The organism is Streptomyces roseirectus (assembly GCF_014489635.1).
Taxonomy (GTDB): domain Bacteria; phylum Actinomycetota; class Actinomycetes; order Streptomycetales; family Streptomycetaceae; genus Streptomyces; species Streptomyces roseirectus.
In genome coordinates, this window is record NZ_CP060828.1 from 383,071 (window position 1) to 402,235 (window position 19,165).

Annotated in this window: 15 protein-coding genes and 1 pseudogene; 9 read left to right on the forward strand and 7 right to left on the reverse strand. The window is 75.1% G+C overall.

Features of this window, described 5'->3' with window-relative positions:
* Positions 1–6: 6 nt before the first annotated feature.
* Positions 7–2,295, reverse strand: a complete 2,289-nt coding sequence (gene hypF, locus IAG44_RS01435; protein ID WP_187745303.1) for a carbamoyltransferase HypF — start codon at positions 2,293–2,295, stop codon at positions 7–9.
* Complete coding sequence (locus tag IAG44_RS01440) at positions 2,292–2,777, reverse strand: hydrogenase maturation protease (RefSeq protein WP_187745304.1); 486 nt, start codon at positions 2,775–2,777, stop codon at positions 2,292–2,294. The genes hypF and IAG44_RS01440 overlap by 4 nt, the downstream gene beginning before the upstream one ends.
* Positions 2,778–3,133: 356 nt before the next feature.
* Here IAG44_RS01440 and IAG44_RS01445 point away from each other — a divergent pair, with 356 nt between their 5' ends.
* The 5 genes from IAG44_RS01445 (at position 3,134) to IAG44_RS01465 (ending at position 8,330) form a co-directional block, all read left to right on the forward strand.
* The gene (locus IAG44_RS01445; protein ID WP_187745305.1) at positions 3,134–4,084 is read left to right on the forward strand and encodes an ABC transporter ATP-binding protein; all 951 of its coding nucleotides are present in this window, start codon (positions 3,134–3,136) and stop codon (positions 4,082–4,084) included.
* Between the two features lie 6 nt (positions 4,085–4,090).
* On the forward strand, positions 4,091–5,260 hold the full coding sequence (locus IAG44_RS01450) for an ABC transporter permease (protein ID WP_187745306.1): 1,170 nt from the start codon (positions 4,091–4,093) through the stop codon (positions 5,258–5,260).
* Positions 5,257–6,432 carry an ABC transporter permease gene (locus tag IAG44_RS01455; protein ID WP_187745307.1) on the forward strand — a complete coding sequence of 392 codons (1,176 nt, stop codon included), beginning with the start codon at positions 5,257–5,259 and terminating at the stop codon, positions 6,430–6,432. The genes IAG44_RS01450 and IAG44_RS01455 overlap by 4 nt, the downstream gene beginning before the upstream one ends.
* Positions 6,433–6,494: 62 nt before the next feature.
* The gene (locus tag IAG44_RS01460) at positions 6,495–7,316 is read left to right on the forward strand and encodes a universal stress protein (RefSeq protein ID WP_187745308.1); all 822 of its coding nucleotides are present in this window, start codon (positions 6,495–6,497) and stop codon (positions 7,314–7,316) included.
* A 324-nt stretch (positions 7,317–7,640) separates the two neighbouring features.
* Entirely contained in the window at positions 7,641–8,330 is a 690-nt protein-coding gene (locus IAG44_RS01465; RefSeq protein ID WP_187745309.1) for a DUF4389 domain-containing protein, read from the forward strand.
* A 442-nt stretch (positions 8,331–8,772) separates the two neighbouring features.
* Here the strand turns inward: IAG44_RS01465 and IAG44_RS01470 are convergent, their stop codons facing one another.
* Together IAG44_RS01470 and IAG44_RS01475 are read right to left on the reverse strand one after the other, a co-directional pair.
* Entirely contained in the window at positions 8,773–9,855 is a 1,083-nt protein-coding gene (locus IAG44_RS01470; protein ID WP_187745310.1) for an Acg family FMN-binding oxidoreductase, read from the reverse strand.
* Positions 9,856–10,106: 251 nt separating this feature from the next.
* Positions 10,107–11,000, reverse strand: a complete 894-nt coding sequence (locus IAG44_RS01475) for a universal stress protein (RefSeq protein WP_187745311.1) — start codon at positions 10,998–11,000, stop codon at positions 10,107–10,109.
* Between the two features lie 413 nt (positions 11,001–11,413).
* Between IAG44_RS01475 and IAG44_RS01480 the strand changes: the two genes are divergently transcribed.
* Positions 11,414–12,409 (forward strand): Acg family FMN-binding oxidoreductase, encoded by a 996-nt coding sequence (locus tag IAG44_RS01480; RefSeq protein ID WP_187745312.1) that lies wholly within the window; start codon positions 11,414–11,416, stop codon positions 12,407–12,409.
* A gap of 103 nt (positions 12,410–12,512) precedes the next feature.
* Here the strand turns inward: IAG44_RS01480 and IAG44_RS01485 are convergent, their stop codons facing one another.
* The 3 genes and pseudogenes from IAG44_RS01485 to IAG44_RS01495 all read right to left on the reverse strand — a co-directional run bounded on the left by IAG44_RS01485 (position 12,513) and on the right by IAG44_RS01495 (position 14,802).
* A complete protein-coding gene (locus tag IAG44_RS01485) occupies positions 12,513–12,845 on the reverse strand; it encodes an arsenate reductase/protein-tyrosine-phosphatase family protein (protein ID WP_187745313.1) in 333 nt (110 codons plus the stop codon).
* A 673-nt stretch (positions 12,846–13,518) separates the two neighbouring features.
* Positions 13,519–13,587: pseudogene (locus tag IAG44_RS44660) on the reverse strand (transcriptional regulator); the annotation flags it as partial.
* A gap of 237 nt (positions 13,588–13,824) precedes the next feature.
* Entirely contained in the window at positions 13,825–14,802 is a 978-nt protein-coding gene (locus IAG44_RS01495) for a GerMN domain-containing protein (RefSeq protein WP_187745314.1), read from the reverse strand.
* A 222-nt stretch (positions 14,803–15,024) separates the two neighbouring features.
* On the opposite strand from IAG44_RS01495, the gene IAG44_RS01500 reads away from it, so the two are divergent.
* From IAG44_RS01500 to IAG44_RS01510, 3 genes are all read left to right on the forward strand, one after another.
* Complete coding sequence (locus tag IAG44_RS01500; protein ID WP_187745315.1) at positions 15,025–15,546, forward strand: flavodoxin domain-containing protein; 522 nt, start codon at positions 15,025–15,027, stop codon at positions 15,544–15,546.
* A gap of 70 nt (positions 15,547–15,616) precedes the next feature.
* Complete coding sequence (locus IAG44_RS01505; RefSeq protein ID WP_187745316.1) at positions 15,617–15,925, forward strand: trypco2 family protein; 309 nt, start codon at positions 15,617–15,619, stop codon at positions 15,923–15,925.
* Entirely contained in the window at positions 15,912–19,112 is a 3,201-nt protein-coding gene (locus IAG44_RS01510) for a hypothetical protein (protein WP_187745317.1), read from the forward strand. The genes IAG44_RS01505 and IAG44_RS01510 overlap by 14 nt, the downstream gene beginning before the upstream one ends.
* Positions 19,113–19,165: the final 53 nt, after the last annotated feature.

The following is a 19,165-nucleotide window of genomic DNA, read 5'->3' on the forward strand; positions in this document are numbered from 1 at the left end:
GGGTCCTCACCTCCTTCCGGTGAGCCGGGCGGCGGCGATCGCCGCCTGGCCGTAGCTGATGCCGCCGTCCCCGACCGGGACCTGGGAGCCGACCAGGACCCGCAGGCCCTGGGCGCGCAGCCGGCGCCGTACGCCGGTCAGCAGCAGGCGGTTGACGAAGCAGCCGCCGCCCAGGCACACCGTGCGCGGTGCCCCGTCCGCGACGGCCCGCGCGACGAGGTCTACGGTGACGGCGGCGAGGGTCAGGTGGAACGCGGCGGCCAGGCGGGGTACGGGTTCGCCGTCCAGGCGCCGGCGCAGCAGGTCGGTGAGGGTGGCGGTGGAGTCGTACACCCACAGGCCGCCCGCGCGTACGACGCGGTGGGCGAGCGGCAGCGCGTGCTCGTCGCCGGCCGCCGTCTCCAGCAGGGCGGCGGCCTCGCCCTCGTAGCCGGCCGTGTCGGCGAGGCCGAGCAGGCAGGCGACGGTGTCGAAGAGCCGTCCGGCGCTGGAGGCGCGCGGGCAGTTGACGTCCCGGGCGACCATGGCGCGCACGCCGGCGGCCTCCCGGGGGTCGAGGCGACCGGTGAAGGCGGCGGTGAGGGGGGCGTCGGGCAGTGGTGTGCCCAGTGCCTCGGCGCCGAGCAGGTGGCCGAGCGCGGTGCGGGTGGGGTGGCGGACCGCGGCGTCGCCGCCGGGCAGGGGCGCGGTCGCGAACCGGCCGGCGCGGTGGTAGCCGGTCAGGTCGGCGACCAGGATCTCGCCGCCCCACAGGGTGCCGTCGTCGCCCAGTCCCAGGCCGTCGTAGGCGACGCCGAGGAAGGGGCCGCGCACGTGGTGTTCGGCGGCGCAGGCGGCGATGTGGGCGTGGTGGTGCTGCACCGGGGTGCGGGGCAGCGGTTGCCGCAGCGCCCACTGGGTGGAGAGGTAGCCGGGGTGCAGGTCGTGGGCCAGGAGGCGGGGCTGGACGCCGGTGAGGCGGCGCAGGTGGTCGTACGACGTCAGGAACGCCTCGTAGGTCTCCGGGCCGCTGAGGTCGCCGGTGTGCGGGCCGAGGTGGGCGCGGCCGTCGGCGGCGAGGGTGAACGTGTGCTTGAGGTGGGCGCCGGCGCCGGCCACCGGTGGGCTCGCGGGGAGCGGCAGCGGGGCGGGGGCGAGGCCCCGGGCGCGGCGCAGGGTGATCCGGGTGCGGCCGGTGAACTGGACCACGGAGTCGTCGTGGCGGGAGCGGATGGGCCGGTCGTGGGTGAGGAAGCCGTCGGCGAGCGCGTCCAGGGTGCGGCGGGCCTCGGCGTCGTCGACGGCGATGGGGGCGTCGCCGAGGTTGCCGCTGGTGACCACGAGGGGGCGGGCCAGTTCGTCGAGGAGGAGGTGGTGCAGGCCGGTGGTGGGCAGGAACAGGCCGATCCGGTCCAGGCCGGGGTGCACCCCGGGGGCCAGGGGCGGCGGGCCGTGCGGGCGGCGCCGGGCGAGCAGGACGACGGGGCGCTCCGGGGAGGTCAGGGCCTGCCGTTCGCCGGCGCCGACGCGTGCCAGCCGGGTCGCGGCCCCCAGGTCCCCCACCAGCACCGCGAACGGTTTCGCCGGGCGGTGCTTGCGGCGGCGCAGCGCGGTCACGGACCGCTGGTCGCCCGCGTCGCACACCAGCTGGTAGCCGCCGAGTCCCTTGAGGGCGACGATCCCGCCGTCGCCGATCGTCCGCACCGCCGCGTGCAGCGCCTCCTCGCCGCGCAGCGCCTCCCAGGCCAGGCGCGGGCCGCAGGCGGGGCAGGCGACGGGTTCGGCGTGGAAGCGGCGGTCGGTGGGGTCGGCGTACTCGGCCGCGCAGTCCGGGCACATCGGAAAGCGCCGCATGGTGGTGCGGATCCGGTCGTAGGGCAGGTCCTCGATGATCGTGGCGCGGGGGCCGCAGTCGGTGCAGTTGACGAACGGGTAGCGGTGGCGGCGGTCGGCGGGGTTCCTGAGGTCGTCCAGGCAGGCGGCGCAGATCGCCGCGTCGGGCGGGATCTCGCGGGTGGTGGTGCCGGGGCGGGCGGGCGTGCTGCGGCGCACCTCGAAGCCGGGGGCGGGCGCCGGGCGGCGGGCGCTCTCCGTCAGCAGGACCTTGCGGACCCGGGCGAGCGGCGGGGCCTCGTGGCGCAGGCGGGCGGCGAACCGCCGCACGGCGTCCGGTGGTCCGGTGACCTCGCCCTCCACGTGGCCGTCGACGTTGGCGACCCAGCCGTCGAGGCCGAGTGCGGCGGCGGTGCGGTGGACGAAGGGGCGGAAGCCCACGCCCTGGACGGTGCCCTCGACGTGGAAGCGGCGTACGGTCATGGCCGCCGCCTCGCGACCTCGTGCGCGATCGCCTCGACGAGGGCGGGGACGGCGGCCTCGACGGCGGGTGACAGGCCCCTGCCGAAGGAGCCGTCGGCGCCCTCCACCGCGTACACGACCAGGTGGAGCGGGAGCCGGTCCAGGATCCGGGCGAGTTCGACGGCCTCGCCGAGGCCCAGCCCGTGCGAGCTGGTGGCCGTGGGCGGGGCCAGCCGGCCGCGGTCGAGGGCGATGCGGTGCACGCGGCCGGGGGTGCCTGGGTGGGCGTGGGCGGCGTCGACGACCACGGCGAGGGCGGCGTCCTCCCACAGGCCCATCAGCCGTGCGGGGTCGCCGTCGCAGGTGGCGAGGACGGTTCCCGGGGGCAGTGGCCGCACGCCGGCCCGCTGGCGCAGCCGGGCGACGACGGCCCCGCCCACTCCGTCGTCGCGGCGGAAGTCGTTCCCCACGCCGATCACGACGGCGGGTCGGGTCTTCGTCATGGCTCCCACGGTGGGCGCCGCCGCGTGGGCCCGGCAGGGGCCGAACGGCCCGGGGGCGGTGGCCGGTGGTCCTGTGCGGTGCGGTGTCCGGGAAGGCGGACGTGCGCCTTCCGGCCGTCCGGGGGCCGAGGGCCGTACGGCCCTCCCGAACGCGCCGGTCGGCTCTCGCACACCGGGCGGGCCGCGCCGAGGCTGGGGACGGACCGAGGGCGCGGCGGTGTCGTCGACGCGGGCGCCCGCCGCCGGAGCAGGCCGACGATCCGCGGGCCTGTCTCCACGGGCCGCACGCCGTGCCGCGGCCGCGTTTCGCGCAGGAGGAAGAGAGCCACGTCTCGCTCGCGTCTTGAGGAGATCTCATGAACGTCCCTGTGCTCGACTGCTCCGGCCTGGTGCGGCGCTTCGGCGGACGCGCCGTCGTCGACGGTGTGAGCCTGAGCGTCGCGCCCGGTGAGACGTACGGGCTGCTCGGGCCGAACGGCGCCGGGAAGACGACCACGATCAGAATGGTGTGCGGGCTGCTGCGTCCCGACGCGGGGACCGTGCACGTGGCGGGCCGGCCGGTGACCACGGCCGCGGGGCCCGCGAAACGGCTCATCGGCTTCGTCCCCCAGGACGTGGCCCTGTACCCGGACCTCAGTGTCCGGGAGAACCTCCGCTTCTTCGGCCGCCTGTACCGGCTGCCGCGCCGGGTCCGGGAACGGCGCGTCGACGAGGTCCTGGACCTCGTCGAACTGCGTGAGCGGGCCGGTGACCGGGTCGACTCGCTCTCCGGCGGCATGCGCAGACGGCTCAACATCGGCGCCGGGCTGGTGCACGCGCCGACGCTGCTGGTGCTGGACGAACCGACGGTCGGCGTCGATCCGCAGAGCCGGCACGCGATCATGGAGAGTGTCACCCGGTTCGGGCAGCAGGGCATGGCCGTCCTCTACACCACGCACTACATGGAGGAGGCCGAACGCCTCTGCGACCGCGTCGGCATCATCGACCGGGGCCGCCTCGTCGTGGAGGGCGCTCCACGCGAGTTGGTGTCGCTGGTGGCCGAGCGGGACCGGGTGCGGCTGACGGCCGTGGGGGACCTGGCGGCGTACACCGAGGCGTGCCGCGCGTTCGCGCGCGTCGGGGGCGTGGCCCGCACCGGTGAGCGCGGCGAGGTCGTGGAGCTGGTCGTGGAGGACGCCCGCAGTCTGCTGCCCGGCCTCATCGCGCTGGCCCACGACAACGGCGTCGACATCCGCGGTGTGGAGATCGACGAACCCGATCTGGAGACGGTCTTCCTCCATCTGACCGGCACCGCCCTGAGGGAGTGAGCGCTCGTGCGTGTCGTGTTCGCCATCACGGCCAAGGACCTGCGCCAGCGGCTGCGTGACAGGTCGGCCTGGGTGATCGTGTTCCTGGCCCCGGTGCTGATCTCCGCGCTGATGGCCCTGGCCTTCCAGCACAACTCCGAGTTCCGCGCGGACCTCGGAGTTGTGGACCTGGACCGGGGTCCGGCCGCGGCCGGGCTCGCCCGAGCGCTCGGCGGTCCGCAGCTCGCCGGTACGGTCCGGGTGCGCCGGTACGACGACGCGGGCGCGGCGCGGCGGGCGGTGGACGCGGGGCGGGTGCACGCGGCGATCGTGGTGCCCGAGGGGTTCACGGCCTCGGTGCGCGGTGGCGGCGCGTCGCCCGTGACGGTGTTCGACAGCGTCGACTTCGGTCTCCAGGCGCAGCTCGCGCGCGCGGTCACCGAGTCGTATGTCGCGCAGGTCGACGCCGACCGGCTGTCCGTGGCGACGGCGGTGGCGGCGGGTGCGCCGTCCCGGGACGTCGCGCGGCTGGCCGCCGAGGCCGCCCGGCTGCGGCTGCCGGAACAGGCCCGGCCGCGGGGGCTGTCCGACGATCCGCTGAAGGTCATCAGCTACTTCGGGCCGAGCATGGGCATGTTCTTCGTGCTGTTCACGGTCGGGTTCGGGGCACGCGGCTATTTCGTCGAGCGGGATCAGGGCACGCTCGACCGGATCGCGGCGGCGCCCGTCGGGCGTGGCGTGCTGCTGGTCGGCAAGTCGCTGTCGGCCTTCGTGTACAGCCTGGCGGGCCTCGTGAGCGTGACGGTCGTGTCGTGGCTGGCCTTCGGTGCCCGCTGGGCCGACCCGTTCGGGGTGGCGGTCCTCGGTGTGGCCATGGCGGTGGCGGTGGTGTGCCTGACCGCGCTCGTGATCGCGCTCGCCCGGTCCGAGCGGCAGGCCGAGGGGCTCGCGTCGATCACGGTGTTCGCGCTCGCCCTGCTCGGCGGGAACTTCGTCTTCGCCGCGAGCAGCACGCCCGCGATACGCCGTCTCGCGCTGTTCACGCCCAACGGGTGGGCCCTGCGCGGGTTCACCGACCTGGGCACCGGGGTGCGCGGCTGGGCCGCGGTCGGGGCTCCGCTGCTCGGCATCGCCGCGTTCTGCGGGGCCGTCGTGGCCGTGACGGCCGTGCTGCTGCGTCTGAGGAGGCCGCGATGACCGCGTTCGCCGTGACCTGGGCCACCGTGCTGCGGACGGTGCGCGACCGCACGGCCCTGTTCTTCATGGTGCTGCTCCCGGTGGCGATCATCGTCGTGCTCGGGGTCACGATCCGCGGGTTCGACGAGTTCCGGGTGGGGCTGGTCCCGGCCGGGCGACCGGGTCCCCTCGCCCAGGAGCTCACCTCGGACCTGGAGCGGGCGCCTGGCCTGCGGACCCGGGGGTACGCGGACGCCGCGGACGCGCGCACCGCGTTGCGACGGGCCGAACTGGACGCGGTGGTGCTGGTGCCCGCGGCTCTGGACGAGGAGGTCCGGGCCGGCCGCGAGGTCACCGTCACCGTGCTCGTCGAGCCCTCCGGCAGCACCGGGCACGCCGCCGTCTCCTCCGTGTCGGCCGTCGTCGCCGCGCACGCCGCGCGGCTGCAGGCCGCGCGCTTCGCGACCGAACAGGCCGGCGGCACCTTCGACGGGAATCTCGCCGTGGCCCGCCGTACCGGACACACCTCCGTCCCCGTCACCGTGCGTACCCGGACGGTCGACGGGCAGAGCGAATTCCTGCCGCTGGGCTACAGCTACAGCACGCCCACCATGCTGGTGCTGTTCGTGTTCATCAACGCCCTGGGGGGCGGCGCGGCCATCGTCGGGACCCGGGGGACGGGCGTGTACGCCCGTGCCCTCGCGGCTCCGGTGCCCACCGGTGCCCTGGTGCTCGGCGAGACGGTCGCGCATCTGCTGCTGGCGCTGGTCCAGTCCGTGGTGATCGTGGGGGTCGGTGCGGTCGCCTTCGGCGTCGGCTGGGGCGACCCGCTCGCCGCCGCGGTCCTCGTGGCCTTGTGGGCGCTGGTCGGCACGGGGGCGGGTGTGCTGGCCGGGGCGCTGGCGCGGACTCCGGAGCAGGTGCACGCGGTCGGTCCGGCGTCGGGGATCGTGCTGGGCATGCTGGGGGGCTGTATGTGGCCCCTGGTGCTCGTCCCCGGCTGGCTGAGCACGGCCGGTCACGCGGTGCCGCACGCCTGGGCGGTGGACGCGTGGACGACGCTGCTCTCCCATGACGGGGACCTGGCGGCGATCCTGCCCGACCTGGGTGTCCTCGCCGCCTTCGCGGCGGCGCTCCTCTCGCTCGCGGCACTGGCGCTGAGGCGCCGTCTGACCTCGGTGCCGGCGAGGTGACCGGCCGTATCCCGCCCGGCGTGCGCGAGGCCGCCGGGTCTTCTCGTCAGGAGGCACATGTCATGCAACGCGTGGTCGTCGTCGGTGTGGACCGGTCCCTGCGTGCCCGTGACGCCGCCGGCTGGGCGGCCGGTGAGGCGGTCCGGCGCTCGCTGCCCCTGCGGGTGGTGCATGTGACGCCCCCGGGCGGGCCCGAGGGGGCGGACGGGTGGCCGCACCACCCGGAACAGGCGGTGGCTCTTGTCGCGGCCGAGCTCACCGCGCGGCATCCGGGTCTGGCGGTCGAATGCCGGTGGCCGACGGGTGTCGCCGCCCACGTCATCGGCGCGCACGCCGCGGCATCGGACCTGATCGTGCTCGGTCTGCGCGGTGAGGGCGGCCGGGCCGGGCTGGCCCTGGGGTCGACGGCGTCGGCCGTGGCCGCGACGGCCCGCTGTCCGGTGGTGCTGGTGCCGAGCCGGCCCGGCGACGCGGAGCCACCCCGTCGTCAGAGCCGGATCACCGCCGCTGTCGATGCCCGTGATCCGGCGGAAGGGGCCCTCGGTTTCGCCTTCGACAGCGCACGGCTGCACGGAGCCTGGCTGCACACCCTGCACGCCGAGGCGGGCCCGGGCGGGAAGAGGGAGCGTGTCGCGTACGCCGACCGTTCGTCCCGCAAGGGCAGGCTCCTGGCGCACACGGTGCGCCCCTGGCAGGAGAAGTACCCGGATGTGCGGGTCTGGGAGGACGTGGCGCTGTGCGGCCCGGTGACCGCTCTGGCCGACGCCTCGCGGGGCACCGGACTGCTGGTGCTGGGGAGGCGGGCCGGCGCCCGCGGGCTGGGCCCGGTCGCGGACGCCGTCGCGCGGCGCACGAGGTGTCCGCTCGCGGTGGTGCCCGGGTGACGTCCGTCGCGGGCGGGCCGGCTGTTCCCGTCGCCGTGCGGGGAGGCGGCGACGGTCGCGGCCGGACGGGAGCGGCGCCGGAGGACGGGCAGCACCGGCCGTGAGAGGGCCGTTCGCCCCGCGGAACAGTCCGATCGGCCCTGCCGGGCAACCCCGTGTCGTGGTGATGGTGGGTGGGAAGCCGCCTTCCGGCGCGTGCGGCGCCGATGTCCGAGGGGTCCCGGTCGTGCGGACCGACCGAGCCGCTGGTTCCTCACCGCTCGGGGTGCGGCGGCACGTCCGTGCGTTCGTGCACCACGACTTCTCCCGAAGGGAGCGCGCACCATGACCGAGCACACCTCGCAGGCGTCACCGCCCCCGGTCCGACCGGTCCATCCGGTCCAGGTCAGCGCCGTGCCCGAGCCCGGGCTTTCGCGCTGGCTGTGGCTGGTCAAGTGGCTGCTGGCCCTCCCCCACTACGTCGTCCTGGTCCTGCTGTGGACGGCGTGCGTCGTCGTGGGCGTGGTGGCGTTCTTCGCCGTCCTGTTCACCGGCCGCTATCCACGTCCCCTGTTCGACTTCACCACCGGGGTGCTGCGCTGGAGCTGGCGGGTGGGCTACTACGCCTACGGCGCCCTGGGCACCGACCGCTACCCGCCCTTCACGCTCGCCGACGTCCCCGACTACCCCGCCCGGCTGGACGTGGCCTACCCGAAGCACCTCTCACGCGGCCTGGTCCTGGTGAAGTGGTGGCTCCTGGCCCTCCCCCACTACCTGGTCCTGGGCCTGCTGTGCGGAGGACCGCGCCCGGCCTGGATCCCGGGCGGCCTCCTGTCGCTCCTGGTGCTCTTCGCCGGGGCCGCCCTGCTGTTCACCGGGGTGTATCCACGCGGCATCTTCGATCTGGTCATCGGCCTCAACCGGTGGGCGGTCCGGGTCGTGGCCTATGCCGCGCTGCTCACCGACGTCTACCCGCCGTTCCGCCTGGACCAGGGTGCAGCCGAACCGCGGACCCACGCGGCATCCCCCGGGTGAGCCCGCCCGGCGAGCACCGTCCGACCCGAGTGCCGGGCCCGTGCTCCGTCCGAGGGCCGACCACGACGACGGTGTCCTCGACCGGTCTCGCACGGGCCCGGCACCGGGGCGGGACCACCTGCCCGCCCCTCTTACCGGATGCCGCCGCAACGGCCTGCGCCGGTCCCTGTGCCGGCGCCGTCCCACGGAACGCTTCCCCTTCCCGCTCCGTCGCACCGACCGGCCCGGGGCGAGGAACGCGGTGGGAGGGTCCTCCCTGGTGCGGAGCCTCGTCGCCGCCCGTCTCGCGGGATCGTCCCTCACTCTCGCGCCGCGGACACCACCGCACAAAGATGCCGACCGGCTCTCTCCCCCTGGGCCGACAGGCCCCACCCGCACGGGCCTGTCGGCCCAGGCGGGAGGGCCCTCGGACGCCACAGGTGTCGCGACCAGGGGCGACGTGTCATGCGCGGCCGGTGGCGGCCCGGACGACGGCCGTCGTCACCTCCGCCGTGCGCGGCCGCCGGGCCTGCTCGCGCGGGAACACGGCGGCCAGGGTCTCGGCGGGCCGGCGGCGTGGGGTGGGCCATGCCTGCGAGGTGTGACCGAGCCGGAGGATCAGCTGGGGGATCTGGTCCCCTGTCAGCCGCTCCTGCACCTCCGCGCGCCGGGCGGGGAATTCCAGCGGCTGGGTGTGGAAGGCGGCCATGACCCCGTGGACCGCCGCGCACAGCAGGACCCGCTGAAGCGCCTGTCCCGCCCGCAGCCATTCCGCGCGGGTGTCGTGGACGGTGGACAGGACGACGACCGTGCCGGAGCGTTCGCTCCAGCGCCGCACCCCGTTGTCGCACTCGACCCGGCGGCCGGCGTAGTCGCGCCCGGAGAGGAGTGTGCGGTCCGGGTCGGTACGGCACGCCTCGTAGGGCACTCGTTCCCGCCACGGCCGCCGGGCGGGGCCGGCCTCCCCCGACACCTCGGCCACGTGTCCGGGGGCCGCGCGGTGCGCGGACTCCGCGTCCCGCACCGCACGGGCGAGGATCCTCAGCCTCGCCGGGTCGTCGATCGTCTGCAGCAGGGCGCCTTCCGCACGGGCCTGGTCGCGCAGTTCTTCGACGAAGGGCCACGGCAGGGGCTCGGGACCGAAGGGCCCGCGGTGTGTGTGGCGGAGGGTCATCGCCCGTTCCCACGCGGTCACCTCGCGGGTCACCGCCGCGTGTGCGCCCCAGCGCACGCGGGCCAGGAAGTCCGGGCGCGTGAGGTCCGGAAACGGGGTCACGACGGGCTGGAAGCCCAGGTGCCGTGCGGCGACCCGCACGTTGAACAGGGCCGCTCCGCAGCTGATGACCATCTGCCGGCCTCCCGGATCGGTCAGGGGAAGCCGCCGTCCGGGATCGGCGTGCAGTTCGAAACCGTGGTCCCCGCCCTCGTCGACGAAGGACCAGGGCTGCGTGTTGTGGACCGAGGGCGCGCTGCCGGCGGCGCGGGCCAGGTGGAAGGCCGCGTGACCGGGGCTCGTGAGGGCAGGGGCTTCGTACGGCGCTGACATGACGTGCCACCCTTCCGTTGACCGTCTCCAGCGTCCCGGCCCGCCGGGTCTGCCGGGTAGGGCCGAGCGGCCCGGTGTCAGGGCCCTCGCGGTCCCGCCCGTGCGACCGGGCGGCTGTACGGCCGGGCCTTCTCTCCGGTCCGGCTTCCGAACCGCACGGCATCGCGGCGGCCCGGTCCCACCGGCGCGCGGTCCCGTCGAGCACATGGGGCGGGCGTCCTTCTCGGGGCCGTCACCTCGGCGAGGCCGGCTCAGGCGTGCGGGACGACGGCGACGGGGCATCCCGCGTGGTGCAGGACCGCGTGGGTGACCGCGCCCAGGCAGGGCCCTCCGCGGCCGTCCCCGGTCCGCCGGCCGACGACGAGCAGGGCGGCGCCGGCCGCGGCGCGCACGAGTTCCGCCGCGGCGTCCGCCTCGACGACCGTCTCGGTCACGGGCACCGTCGGGAACTTCTCGCGCCACGGCCGCAGCGCCGCGGCCACGGCCCCCTCCTCACGGGCGCCCGGATCCGCGGGCGCCGGACCCGCGAGGCCGCGCGCGGTGTGCCTTCCCGCGCGCCAGTACGTGTGGACGACCCGCAGCCCGGTCCCCCGGCGCCGGGCGGACGCGAAGGCGAACTCGACCGGTTCGCCCCCGGGGCACGGCAGGTCCAGCCCGAGCACGACGTCCCGGTACGGCAGCCCGGGTATCTCCTCCGGCGAGACCCCGTCCGTCGCCGGGAGGTGTTCGGCGGCGAACGTCGTCCCCGCGCGGACGAGCACCACGGGAGCCGTCGACCGGGCCAGGACCCGGTGGGAGACCGACCCGACGACGAACCCCCTCAGGCCGCTCAGCCCACGGGAGCCGAGCACCAGCAGATCCGCCTGGCGCGCTTCCGCGACCAGGGTGTCGACCGCGGCGTCCGGCACCAGCCGTTCGACGATCCGCAACCGGGGGTGCGTGGTCCGGATGCCCGAGGCGACCCGGTCGACGGTGCGGTCGGCCCGCTCACGCCCGGCGCCGGAGCCGGCCGGGTTCAGGGGGCGCGGCCACACGTGGACGACCCTCAGCCCGACGCCCCGGCGCAGGGCTTCCCTGGCCGCCCAGTGTGCGGCGGCCAGGCTCTCGGCCGATCCGTCTACTCCCACGGTCACGTGACGAGGCATGGCGGGCACCTCCTGGCCCGTTCTCCGGCCGTGCGCCGGGGCTCTCCGGCCGTACGCCGGGCGTGGACCCCGGCGCCCCCGGCGACTGCCGGGCTCGCGCGGCGCACTCCCGGCGGCGTCGCAGGTCCAGCGCGTCCCGCAGGACGCTCAGCGTGAAGGCGACGCCCGCGGAGGTCACCGCGAGCAGCCCGTACCGCCTGCGGCACACCGGCCACGGTGGTCCGTGCACGGCGCTCCTCCTCTCGGCCGGCTCTCTCCAGACGACCACGGACCCGGGCCGCACCACAGGGGGCCGCCCGGTCCACCCCTGGTGCCGGACGGCCCCTGCCCCGCCCGGCGGGGGAACAGCACACTGGGCACAGTCCGCTTCCCAGGCCCACCGGCTCCGTGGCGCGGGGCGGGGAGGAGTACCGATGTGGTCCGCAGCGCTCAGTGTCCCGGCGGCACAGTCCCTGGTCTCGGCGGCCGTGACGGCGCCGTCCCTGCACAACACCCAGCCCTGGCGGTTCCGGCTCTCCCCTGACGGCACGGCGTTCGATGTGCGGGCCGAGGCCCACCGCGGGCTGCGGCACATCGACCCGACGGGCCGTGCCCTGCACCTCTCCGTCGGCTGCGCGGTGCTCAACCTGCGGGTGGCCGTGGCACGCGTCGGCCGGGTGCCGGTGACCCGGCTGCTTCCCTCGCCCGGCGAACCCGATCTGCTCGCCACCGTCCGGCTCGGCGGACCGGTGCGGGGCATGGTGGCCGCGCGGCTGTACGAGGCGCTGTGGCACCGGCACAGCAGCAGGCTCCCGTTCTTCGACGTGCCGATCCCCACGGCGGTCCTGACCGAACTCGCCGAGGCCGCGCACAGCGAAGGGGCCATGCTGAGCCGTCCCGGCCCGCGCGACACGGACCGGCTGCTGCGGCTCACCTGGGACGCCGAGCGCCGCAACACCGCCGACGCCGACCGTGCCGTCGAGAGCCGCCGCTGGGTGCACGGACCGGACGGGGGGAGCCTCGGCCTGCCGCCCGGCGTGCTCGGGCCGCAGGACTTCCGGGAGCGGATTCCCCTGCGCGACTTCGGCGCCCACCGGCACCCGGCGGACCTCGCCGCCCGCCCCTTCGAGAAGTGCCCGTCGCTCGCCGTGCTGTCGACCGCCCACGACCGGCGGGCCGACTGGCTGCGGGCCGGTCAGGCCCTGGAACGCGTCCTGCTGACGGCCACCGCCCACGGGCTGCGCGCCTCTCTGCTGCACCAGGCCCTCGAATGGCCCGACCTGCGTGAACAGCTCCTTCCCGGCACGGACGGCCACAGGGCCCACGCGCAGATGGTGATCCGGCTCGGCTACGGTCCGCAGGGCGCCGCGACTCCGCGTCGTCCGGCCGGGCGGGCCCTGGACTCCGGCGTTCTGGCGGTCGCCCGCTGAGCCGCCTCGTCCGGCCCGCGCCGCCCCGGATCGCCCGCCGCCGTCCGGTTCCCGGGCTCGCGCGCCGTCCGCGGGTCGCGCGTGCGTACACCGGTGGCCGCGCTCACGCCGGCGCCTCGATGCCGAGGGTGGCGAGGAGGCCGCGGATCCGCCGCTCGATCTCGTCCCGGACGGGCCGGACCGCCTGGACGTCCCGCCCGGCGGGGTCGTCCAGCTTCCAGTCCAGGTAGCGCTTGCCCGGGAAGCAGGGGCAGGCGTCCCCGCAGCCCATCGTGATGACCACGGCGGGGTGCACCGCGCCGGCGGGCGCGGAGCCGGCCGAGCGGACCTCGGCCTCGTTCCCGGCGAGGTGGGTGAGGAAGGCGGCGGCCATCTGGGACCGGCCGGCGTTGTGGACGCGGACGAACAGCACGGACGGGACGGCGGGAGTATTCATGGGGCAACAGCGTTTTCTTCGTCGGGTCGGGCGGATTCGGCGGGCCGCTGCTCGCCGTGCGGAGTGGCGACCTCGTCCCCGGTCGCGGACGCCATGGGCCCGAAGGCGACGGCGAACAGGACCGGGCCGGTGCCGCCACCGGCGCCACGTGCGTCCGGCCGCCCGGACGGGCCCGGAGACCGGCCAGGCCGGTCCTGCGGCAGCGCCCGGTTCGCCCCCGCGGTTGTCCGGCGGAACGATCGTGCGCCGACCACCGCACAGCACTCGGACCGACACGGCGTTCGTGAGGGCAGCGCCACCGATGGCCCCCGGTGATCCGGGCGGGCATGTATGCGGCCACCTCTCGCGGGCCGGGACCGCCGGCTGCGGGGCGGCCGGGGGGCCAGGGGCGGGTGTCGCGGCAGGGTTGAGGCGCGCCCCTGGAGATGAGGCCGGGCAGGGGCGGCCGGGCACAGTGGCCGGTGAGTCGGCCGGCCGTCGCAGACCGATGTCGCGGCTCGCTCGGTGGCCCGGGTCCCGGCGCCGGCCGCCACGCCCGTGACACCGGGATCACGCGGGTTCCCTCGTGGGCACGGCAGGGGTCCGCAGCAGGGCGCAGAGCTTGGCCAGGGTACCGGGGAGCACCCAGTGGTACACCCAGGTGCAGCACCTTCAGGTGGTGGGAGAGGGTCGGCTGGGAGACGTCCAACGGGCCGATCAGGTCGCACACGCACGCCGCCCCGAACGCCTGCTGCGGCACCACGGGGTGCTGAACTCCGGGGAACAGGCCCTCTCCCTTCGGACCCTCCCGTCACGCCGGAAAGGCGGCAGAATCCCCTGTACGCCTTCGGAATGCCGGCGTTGCCCGTGACCCCGTCCTTGCGGCCTCTCGTCAGCCGCCCGGTGGACGGGACGAACTCACCGCACATGAAAGCCGTGGGCCGCAGGCACCCGCTGCCCCCGGCCCACGGGGCCGGCGTGAGTCGCCGCCGGCCGTCGGTCACCGCTGGATGCGCAGCGGCACCGTGTCCTCGATCACCGGCCGTCCGTCCTTCGGGGAGTTCCAGTACGCGGTGAGCTTCCCGGCGCCGGAGCGGGTGGCCTTGTAGGGGACCGTCACGTCGAACGTGCCGCGTGTGCCGGTGCCGGAGGTGGCCGTGACCAGGACGTCGGCCGCGGTGCGCTTGGCCGCGTCGGTGAGCTTCAGCCTGAGTGTCGCCTCGAAGGTGTTGGCGCTCCCCCGGATCCGCAGCGGTGTGCGGACGGTGTCACCGATCAACGGCGACTCGACGAGGATGAGCGGCGCCAGGTCCTCGAAGTCGGCGCGGCCCACGGGGTGGTCGAGGACGATGCCCTCGCCGCCGAAGGCCGTCACCGGTTCGCCGTCCAGTTCGAAGCTGACTTTCCGGATCGTGGGGAAGCGGGTCGCGGTGAAGACGACCTGGGCGAGGCGGGCCCGCATGGAGAGCGTTCCGCCGCCGTCGTCGTAGCGGCCGGAGAGGTCGATCGTGGCCACGTGTCCGCGCACCGCGATCGAACGGAGCCGGGTGCCCGCCGGGATGGAGGTGGTGCGTCCGTGGTCGCGTTCGTAGCGGTCGGGGCCGGCGAGGAGCGCGCGCAGGGAGCCGGCCGCGGTGGCGGGCGTGGAAACGGTGCGCGGGGCGGGTGAGACCTGTTCACCGTGCAGGAAGTACACCGAGGTGCGCACCCGGCGCTGGGCCGCTTCGGGGGGTGCCGGCGTGGCGGGGCCGCCTGGCGTCCCGGTGGCACCGGGACATGCCGGTCCGCTCCGGCGGGGCGCGGTGCCCGCGTTCCCGGACGTTCCCCCGGTGACACCGTCCGTGCTCCCGGAGGACGTGCTCGCGGTGCTGTCGCCGCACGCCGTCGCCAGGGACGCCACCAGTACGGTGGCCGTGGCGAGGAGCAGTGGGCGGCGTGTCCGGCGTGGCGGACACGCGGTCGGGCGCGTGACGCTCATGGCAGCCTCCTCCCTGCCTCTCCAGCCAACACCGCCCGCGGGGCGTGTCCCCAGTGCCGCACGGGCAGCGGAGGCTGGGCCGTACGGCCTCTCTCGTGAGGACCCGTCGCAGGGCGGGAGGGCCGTACGCCCCGTACCGGGTCACGGCGGTGCGGGCCCAGGATCGGCACAGCGGCACACCGCGGCTCGTTCAGCCGCGTACACAGATGTCGAGGTGAGGACATGGACGTGCTGGTGGGATACGCGACCGCGCACGGCTCCACGCGGGAGATCGCCGAGCGGATCGCGTCCGGAATCCGCTCGGCGGGCCTGAGCTCCGAGGCCCGGCCGCTGGAGACCGTGGACGACGCGGACGCGTACCGGGCGTTCGTCCTCGGCAGCGCCGTGCACAACCAGGCGTGGCTGGTGCCCGCCCGGGATTTCACGTTCGACAATCTCGATCTGCTCACCGCCCGCCCGGTATGGCTGTTCAGCGTCGGGATGCCGGACGCGCTGCGCGGACCGTGGCGGGGGCTGGGGCCCAAGGAGACACCGATGATTCTCGCGGCGCTGCCCGGCGATCTGTCCTGCGCGGAACACCGGCTGTTCACCGGCGTCGTGGCGCGTACCCAGTTCCCGCGCACCGGGCGGCTGCTGTTCCGGCTGATGGGCGGCCGGTTCCGGGACTACCGGGACTGGGCCGCCGTCGACGCCTGGGCTTCGGAGATCGCCCGGGAACTGGTGCGAGGACCGGCGCGGGGATGAGGGCGGCGGGGGGCGCAGTGGACGGCCGTGTCCCCCCGGGGAGGCGGCACGCACCGTACGGGGAGGGTCCATGACGGAGAACCGGCCGATCGAGCTGGCAGGCATGATCACCGCGCTGCGCCGGTCCCTGGAGGAGGCGCAGCGGGACGGGGAGCGAACCGGCGGGCCCCGCTTCCGTGTGGAGGGGATCGATCTGGAGACGACCGTGCAGGTCACCAGGGACGCCAAGGCTGTGGGCGGGGTGAGGTTCTGGGTGGCCGGCGCGGAGGCGGGCGCCGGCCGGAGCGACTGCGCGACCCAGCGGATGACGATCCGGCTGAGCATGGCGGACCCCGCCCTGATCTCCGGTCCGGACGGTGGGTTCCATGACCTCCCCTGAGCTGCGGCGGGTCGCGGTCGTACGGGCGGAGCAACGGCAGTCCACCGGTTACCTGGTCGCACCGGGGCTGGTGCTCACCGCCGCGCACTGTGTCGGCCGGATCGGCACCTGGGCCGAGGTACGGGTGCTGCGGCCCGGCACCCTGCCGGGCGGTCTGCAGGCGAGCGCGGCCGCGCGGTTCCGTGTCATCGCGCTCAGCGACGGCTTCCGCGGCACCGGGGTGGACGGGTTCGCCCTGCTGGGCGCCGAGAAGGAGGACCCCTTCAGGCTGGGCAGGACTCCGCCGGTCCGGTGGGGCCGGCTCACCGGCGACGAACCGCTCACGGCACAGGCGTACGCCTTCCCGGTACTGGCCGTCGAGGATCACCGGCAGAACCTGGAACACGCGTGGGGGCGCCTGATCCCCGGCTCGGGCACGGTGACCGGGCCGAGCCGGCCCGGCTGGTACCACGTCTTCCAGGTCACCAGTGGCTCCTTCGCCGGCGAACGGTGGCACGGGGCGTCGGGAGCCGCCGTCTTCAGCGAAGGCAGGCTGCTCGGCCTGCTCGGCGCGTGCGTGCCCGAGGAGCGTGGGCGGCTCAAGGTGATCCCCGTCCAGTTGCTGAGCGGGCAGGACACGTTCCTGCGCGCGCTGGCGGAGGGTGGTGCCGAGCACGTGGTGTTCGAACCGGTCTGGAGGGGGCAGCAGGTGCTGGAGCATCCCTATGACCCGTTGCCCGACGACCCGTCGGCAGCGGATCTTCTGCTTCCCCGCTACAGCGTGGTGGACTTCTGCGGACGCGAGGAAGAACTGCGTGAGCTGACGGAGTGGTGCACGGCCCCGGCCCCGCACGCGGTGTCGGTACGGCTCGTCACCGGTGACCGCTCGATCGGCAAGACCCGCCTGGCGCGGGAGCTGTGCGGCCGGATGACCGGCCTGGGCTGGGTCGCGGGGCTGCTGAAGCCGCTCGAGGAGCGTGTCCTTCGCCTGATGGGCCTGGACGAGGATCTGCTGGTCGTGGTCGACGACGCCGACGCCAAGGTCGGCCAGCTCGACGCCCTGCTGCGGCACAGGGGCGGGGGCAAGCAGGTGCGGCTGTTGGCGACCGCCCGGCACGAGGGCCACTGGTGGGCCGACTTCCGGCGCCGCTACGGCGATGTGGCGGAGGAGGAGCCGTACCGCCTCCGCTCGCCCGACGCCGGGGAACGCCAGGACATCTACGAGCGCGCGTGCCGGGCCTTCCTGCTCAGGGACGCCCGGTGGCACGAGGGCGACGGCCTGCCGCACGCGTCCGAGGACCTTTCCGCCCCGGACTTCGCCGGCTGTCTGTTCGTCCTCATCCTCGCCATGACGGACGCACGGCGTTTCCTCGACCCCTCGTGGGGCCTGGAGAGCGCGGCGCTGTCTCACGCGAAGACCCTCTACGCGCAGGTGCTCGATCTGGAGCGGGAGGACTGGCTCAAGAACGCCGCGCGGGCAGGTCTGCCGGCGGACCCGGTCCTGCTCGAAAGGGTGGTGGCGGTGTCCAGCATGGCCTTCGCCGGCGGGACCACAGCGGGCGAGCAGGAGAGCCAGGCCGCCGAGCGCCTGCGGATGGTGCCGGATCTGCGGGACGCCTCGGAGGAGCACCGCCGCCGGTTCGTCCGCTACTTCCAGGAACGCATCGACGGATACGGCGCGCTGCGCCCGCTGCGCCCCGCGCGGCTCGCGCAGTACCTGGTGGCGAACACGGTCCGCGCCTTTCCGGATCTGCTGTCCCAGGCGCTGGACGTGGACCCGCTCCACCAGCCCGAGGTGTGGGCCAGGCAGGCGCTGGCCACCCTCCAGGTGATCAGCCCCGCGGCGTTCGCCGACGATGCGCGGGAGCCGTCGGACACCACGCTCCGTGAAGCGCTGCGCGTCGCGGTCGAGAAACACGCGCCCGCGCTGGTCGGCCTGGTCCGTGCCACCCAGGAGACCCCCGACGGCACCACCACCAGGTCGCTGGCGGCCGCCCTGGAGACGATCTTCCGGAACCTGCCCGCCGGAGAGTTCACCGCCGCCGCCGCTCAGGAGCTGGAGGAATCGTGCCCGGACGCCCTCCAGTCGCTGGCGATCGTCCTTCGGCGGAAAGCGGTCGAGTTCTACTCGGCCCAGGAGCCGCTCAGCCATGAGACACAGTTCCGCAGGGCGACCGAGAACCGGAAGCTGTCCCGTGTCCTGGCCGACGCCGGGCGGCGGGGCGACGCCCGCGACCGCGCTCTGCTGGCGCTCCAGCAGTTCACCGTCCTGACCCGTACCGACGACTCGTACGCGTACCAACTGGGCAAGGCCCACGCGTTGAGCAACGCCGGGGTGCGCCATCGCGAGACCGGACGGCTCACCGAGTCGCTGGAGGCCGCTCGCGAGTCCGTACGTCTCTACGAGACGCTGCTGCATACTCACCGTGACCGTTCGCACCACCGCTATCTCAGCATCGCCCAGTGCAACCTGTCGGACTCGCTGTCGGACAAGGGCCGTTGGCGTGAGGCGCTCCAGGCCGCGGCCGACGCCTGCGCCCTGGTCTCCGGCGAGCTGCCCCCCCCCCCGGGTCCGCCGAGGAGTCGTTGCGCTCCTGGGAGATACCCGAGGCCCAGGCCCTCGCCTGGCGCGTTCTCGCCGAACGCCAGGCCGACGCGGCCGACCCGCGGGAGTTCGTCAAGGCGGTCGCCTCGGCCACCTGCGCCAGGGACGTCTACCGGCGTCTGCTGGACCGGCACAGCGGCCGGTGGGAACGCGACTACGCCCGCACGGTGGCCGTCCTGGGGCGCTGCCACAACGAGCGCTGTCAGTGGGACGACGGCATCAGGGTCCTCCGCGAGGCGGTCGCGCTGTACGAGGACCTGGAGCACCAGTACCGGGAGGCCTCACGCCCGCAGTACACCGAGGCACTGCGCGATCTGGCGTGCGCGTATCTCGGCAAGGCCGGGGAACCCGGCCGGGACGACGCTCCGGCGCTGCTGGCAGAAGGGGCGAGGTGGGCCGAGAGAGCCCACCGTCATCACGCGGACATGGCCCCGGAGGAGAAGAACGCCCAACGCGCGCACAACGCGCGCACCATGGGTGTGCGGGCCGCGCTGGAGCTGGGCCTGTGCCATCCACGGCGAGCCCGCGACCTGGCCGGGCAGGCCCTGGACATCCTGGACCGGCATGTGCCGGACAAGACCTGGAAGCACCGCCGTGACGTGATCTGGCTCACCCGTGTGTACGCCGGCGCCCTGAATGCCTGCGGTGACGCGGCC

Excerpts from the sequence above, each read along its gene's own strand:
- hypF (WP_187745303.1), bottom strand. The coding sequence starts at position 2,295 with ATGACCGTACGCCGCTTCCACGTCGAGGGCACCGTCCAGGGCGTGGGC.
- IAG44_RS01440 (WP_187745304.1), bottom strand. The coding sequence starts at position 2,777 with ATGACGAAGACCCGACCCGCCGTCGTGATCGGCGTGGGGAACGACTTC.
- IAG44_RS01445 (WP_187745305.1), top strand. The coding sequence starts at position 3,134 with ATGAACGTCCCTGTGCTCGACTGCTCCGGCCTGGTGCGGCGCTTCGGC.
- IAG44_RS01455 (WP_187745307.1), top strand. The coding sequence starts at position 5,257 with ATGACCGCGTTCGCCGTGACCTGGGCCACCGTGCTGCGGACGGTGCGC.
- IAG44_RS01460 (WP_187745308.1), top strand. The coding sequence starts at position 6,495 with ATGCAACGCGTGGTCGTCGTCGGTGTGGACCGGTCCCTGCGTGCCCGT.
- IAG44_RS01465 (WP_187745309.1), top strand. The coding sequence starts at position 7,641 with ATGACCGAGCACACCTCGCAGGCGTCACCGCCCCCGGTCCGACCGGTC.
- IAG44_RS01470 (WP_187745310.1), bottom strand. The coding sequence starts at position 9,855 with ATGTCAGCGCCGTACGAAGCCCCTGCCCTCACGAGCCCCGGTCACGCG.
- IAG44_RS01475 (WP_187745311.1), bottom strand. The coding sequence starts at position 11,000 with ATGCCTCGTCACGTGACCGTGGGAGTAGACGGATCGGCCGAGAGCCTG.
- IAG44_RS01480 (WP_187745312.1), top strand. The coding sequence starts at position 11,414 with ATGTGGTCCGCAGCGCTCAGTGTCCCGGCGGCACAGTCCCTGGTCTCG.
- IAG44_RS01485 (WP_187745313.1), bottom strand. The coding sequence starts at position 12,845 with ATGAATACTCCCGCCGTCCCGTCCGTGCTGTTCGTCCGCGTCCACAAC.
- IAG44_RS01495 (WP_187745314.1), bottom strand. The coding sequence starts at position 14,802 with ATGAGCGTCACGCGCCCGACCGCGTGTCCGCCACGCCGGACACGCCGC.
- IAG44_RS01500 (WP_187745315.1), top strand. The coding sequence starts at position 15,025 with ATGGACGTGCTGGTGGGATACGCGACCGCGCACGGCTCCACGCGGGAG.
- IAG44_RS01505 (WP_187745316.1), top strand. The coding sequence starts at position 15,617 with ATGACGGAGAACCGGCCGATCGAGCTGGCAGGCATGATCACCGCGCTG.
- IAG44_RS01510 (WP_187745317.1), top strand. The coding sequence starts at position 15,912 with ATGACCTCCCCTGAGCTGCGGCGGGTCGCGGTCGTACGGGCGGAGCAA.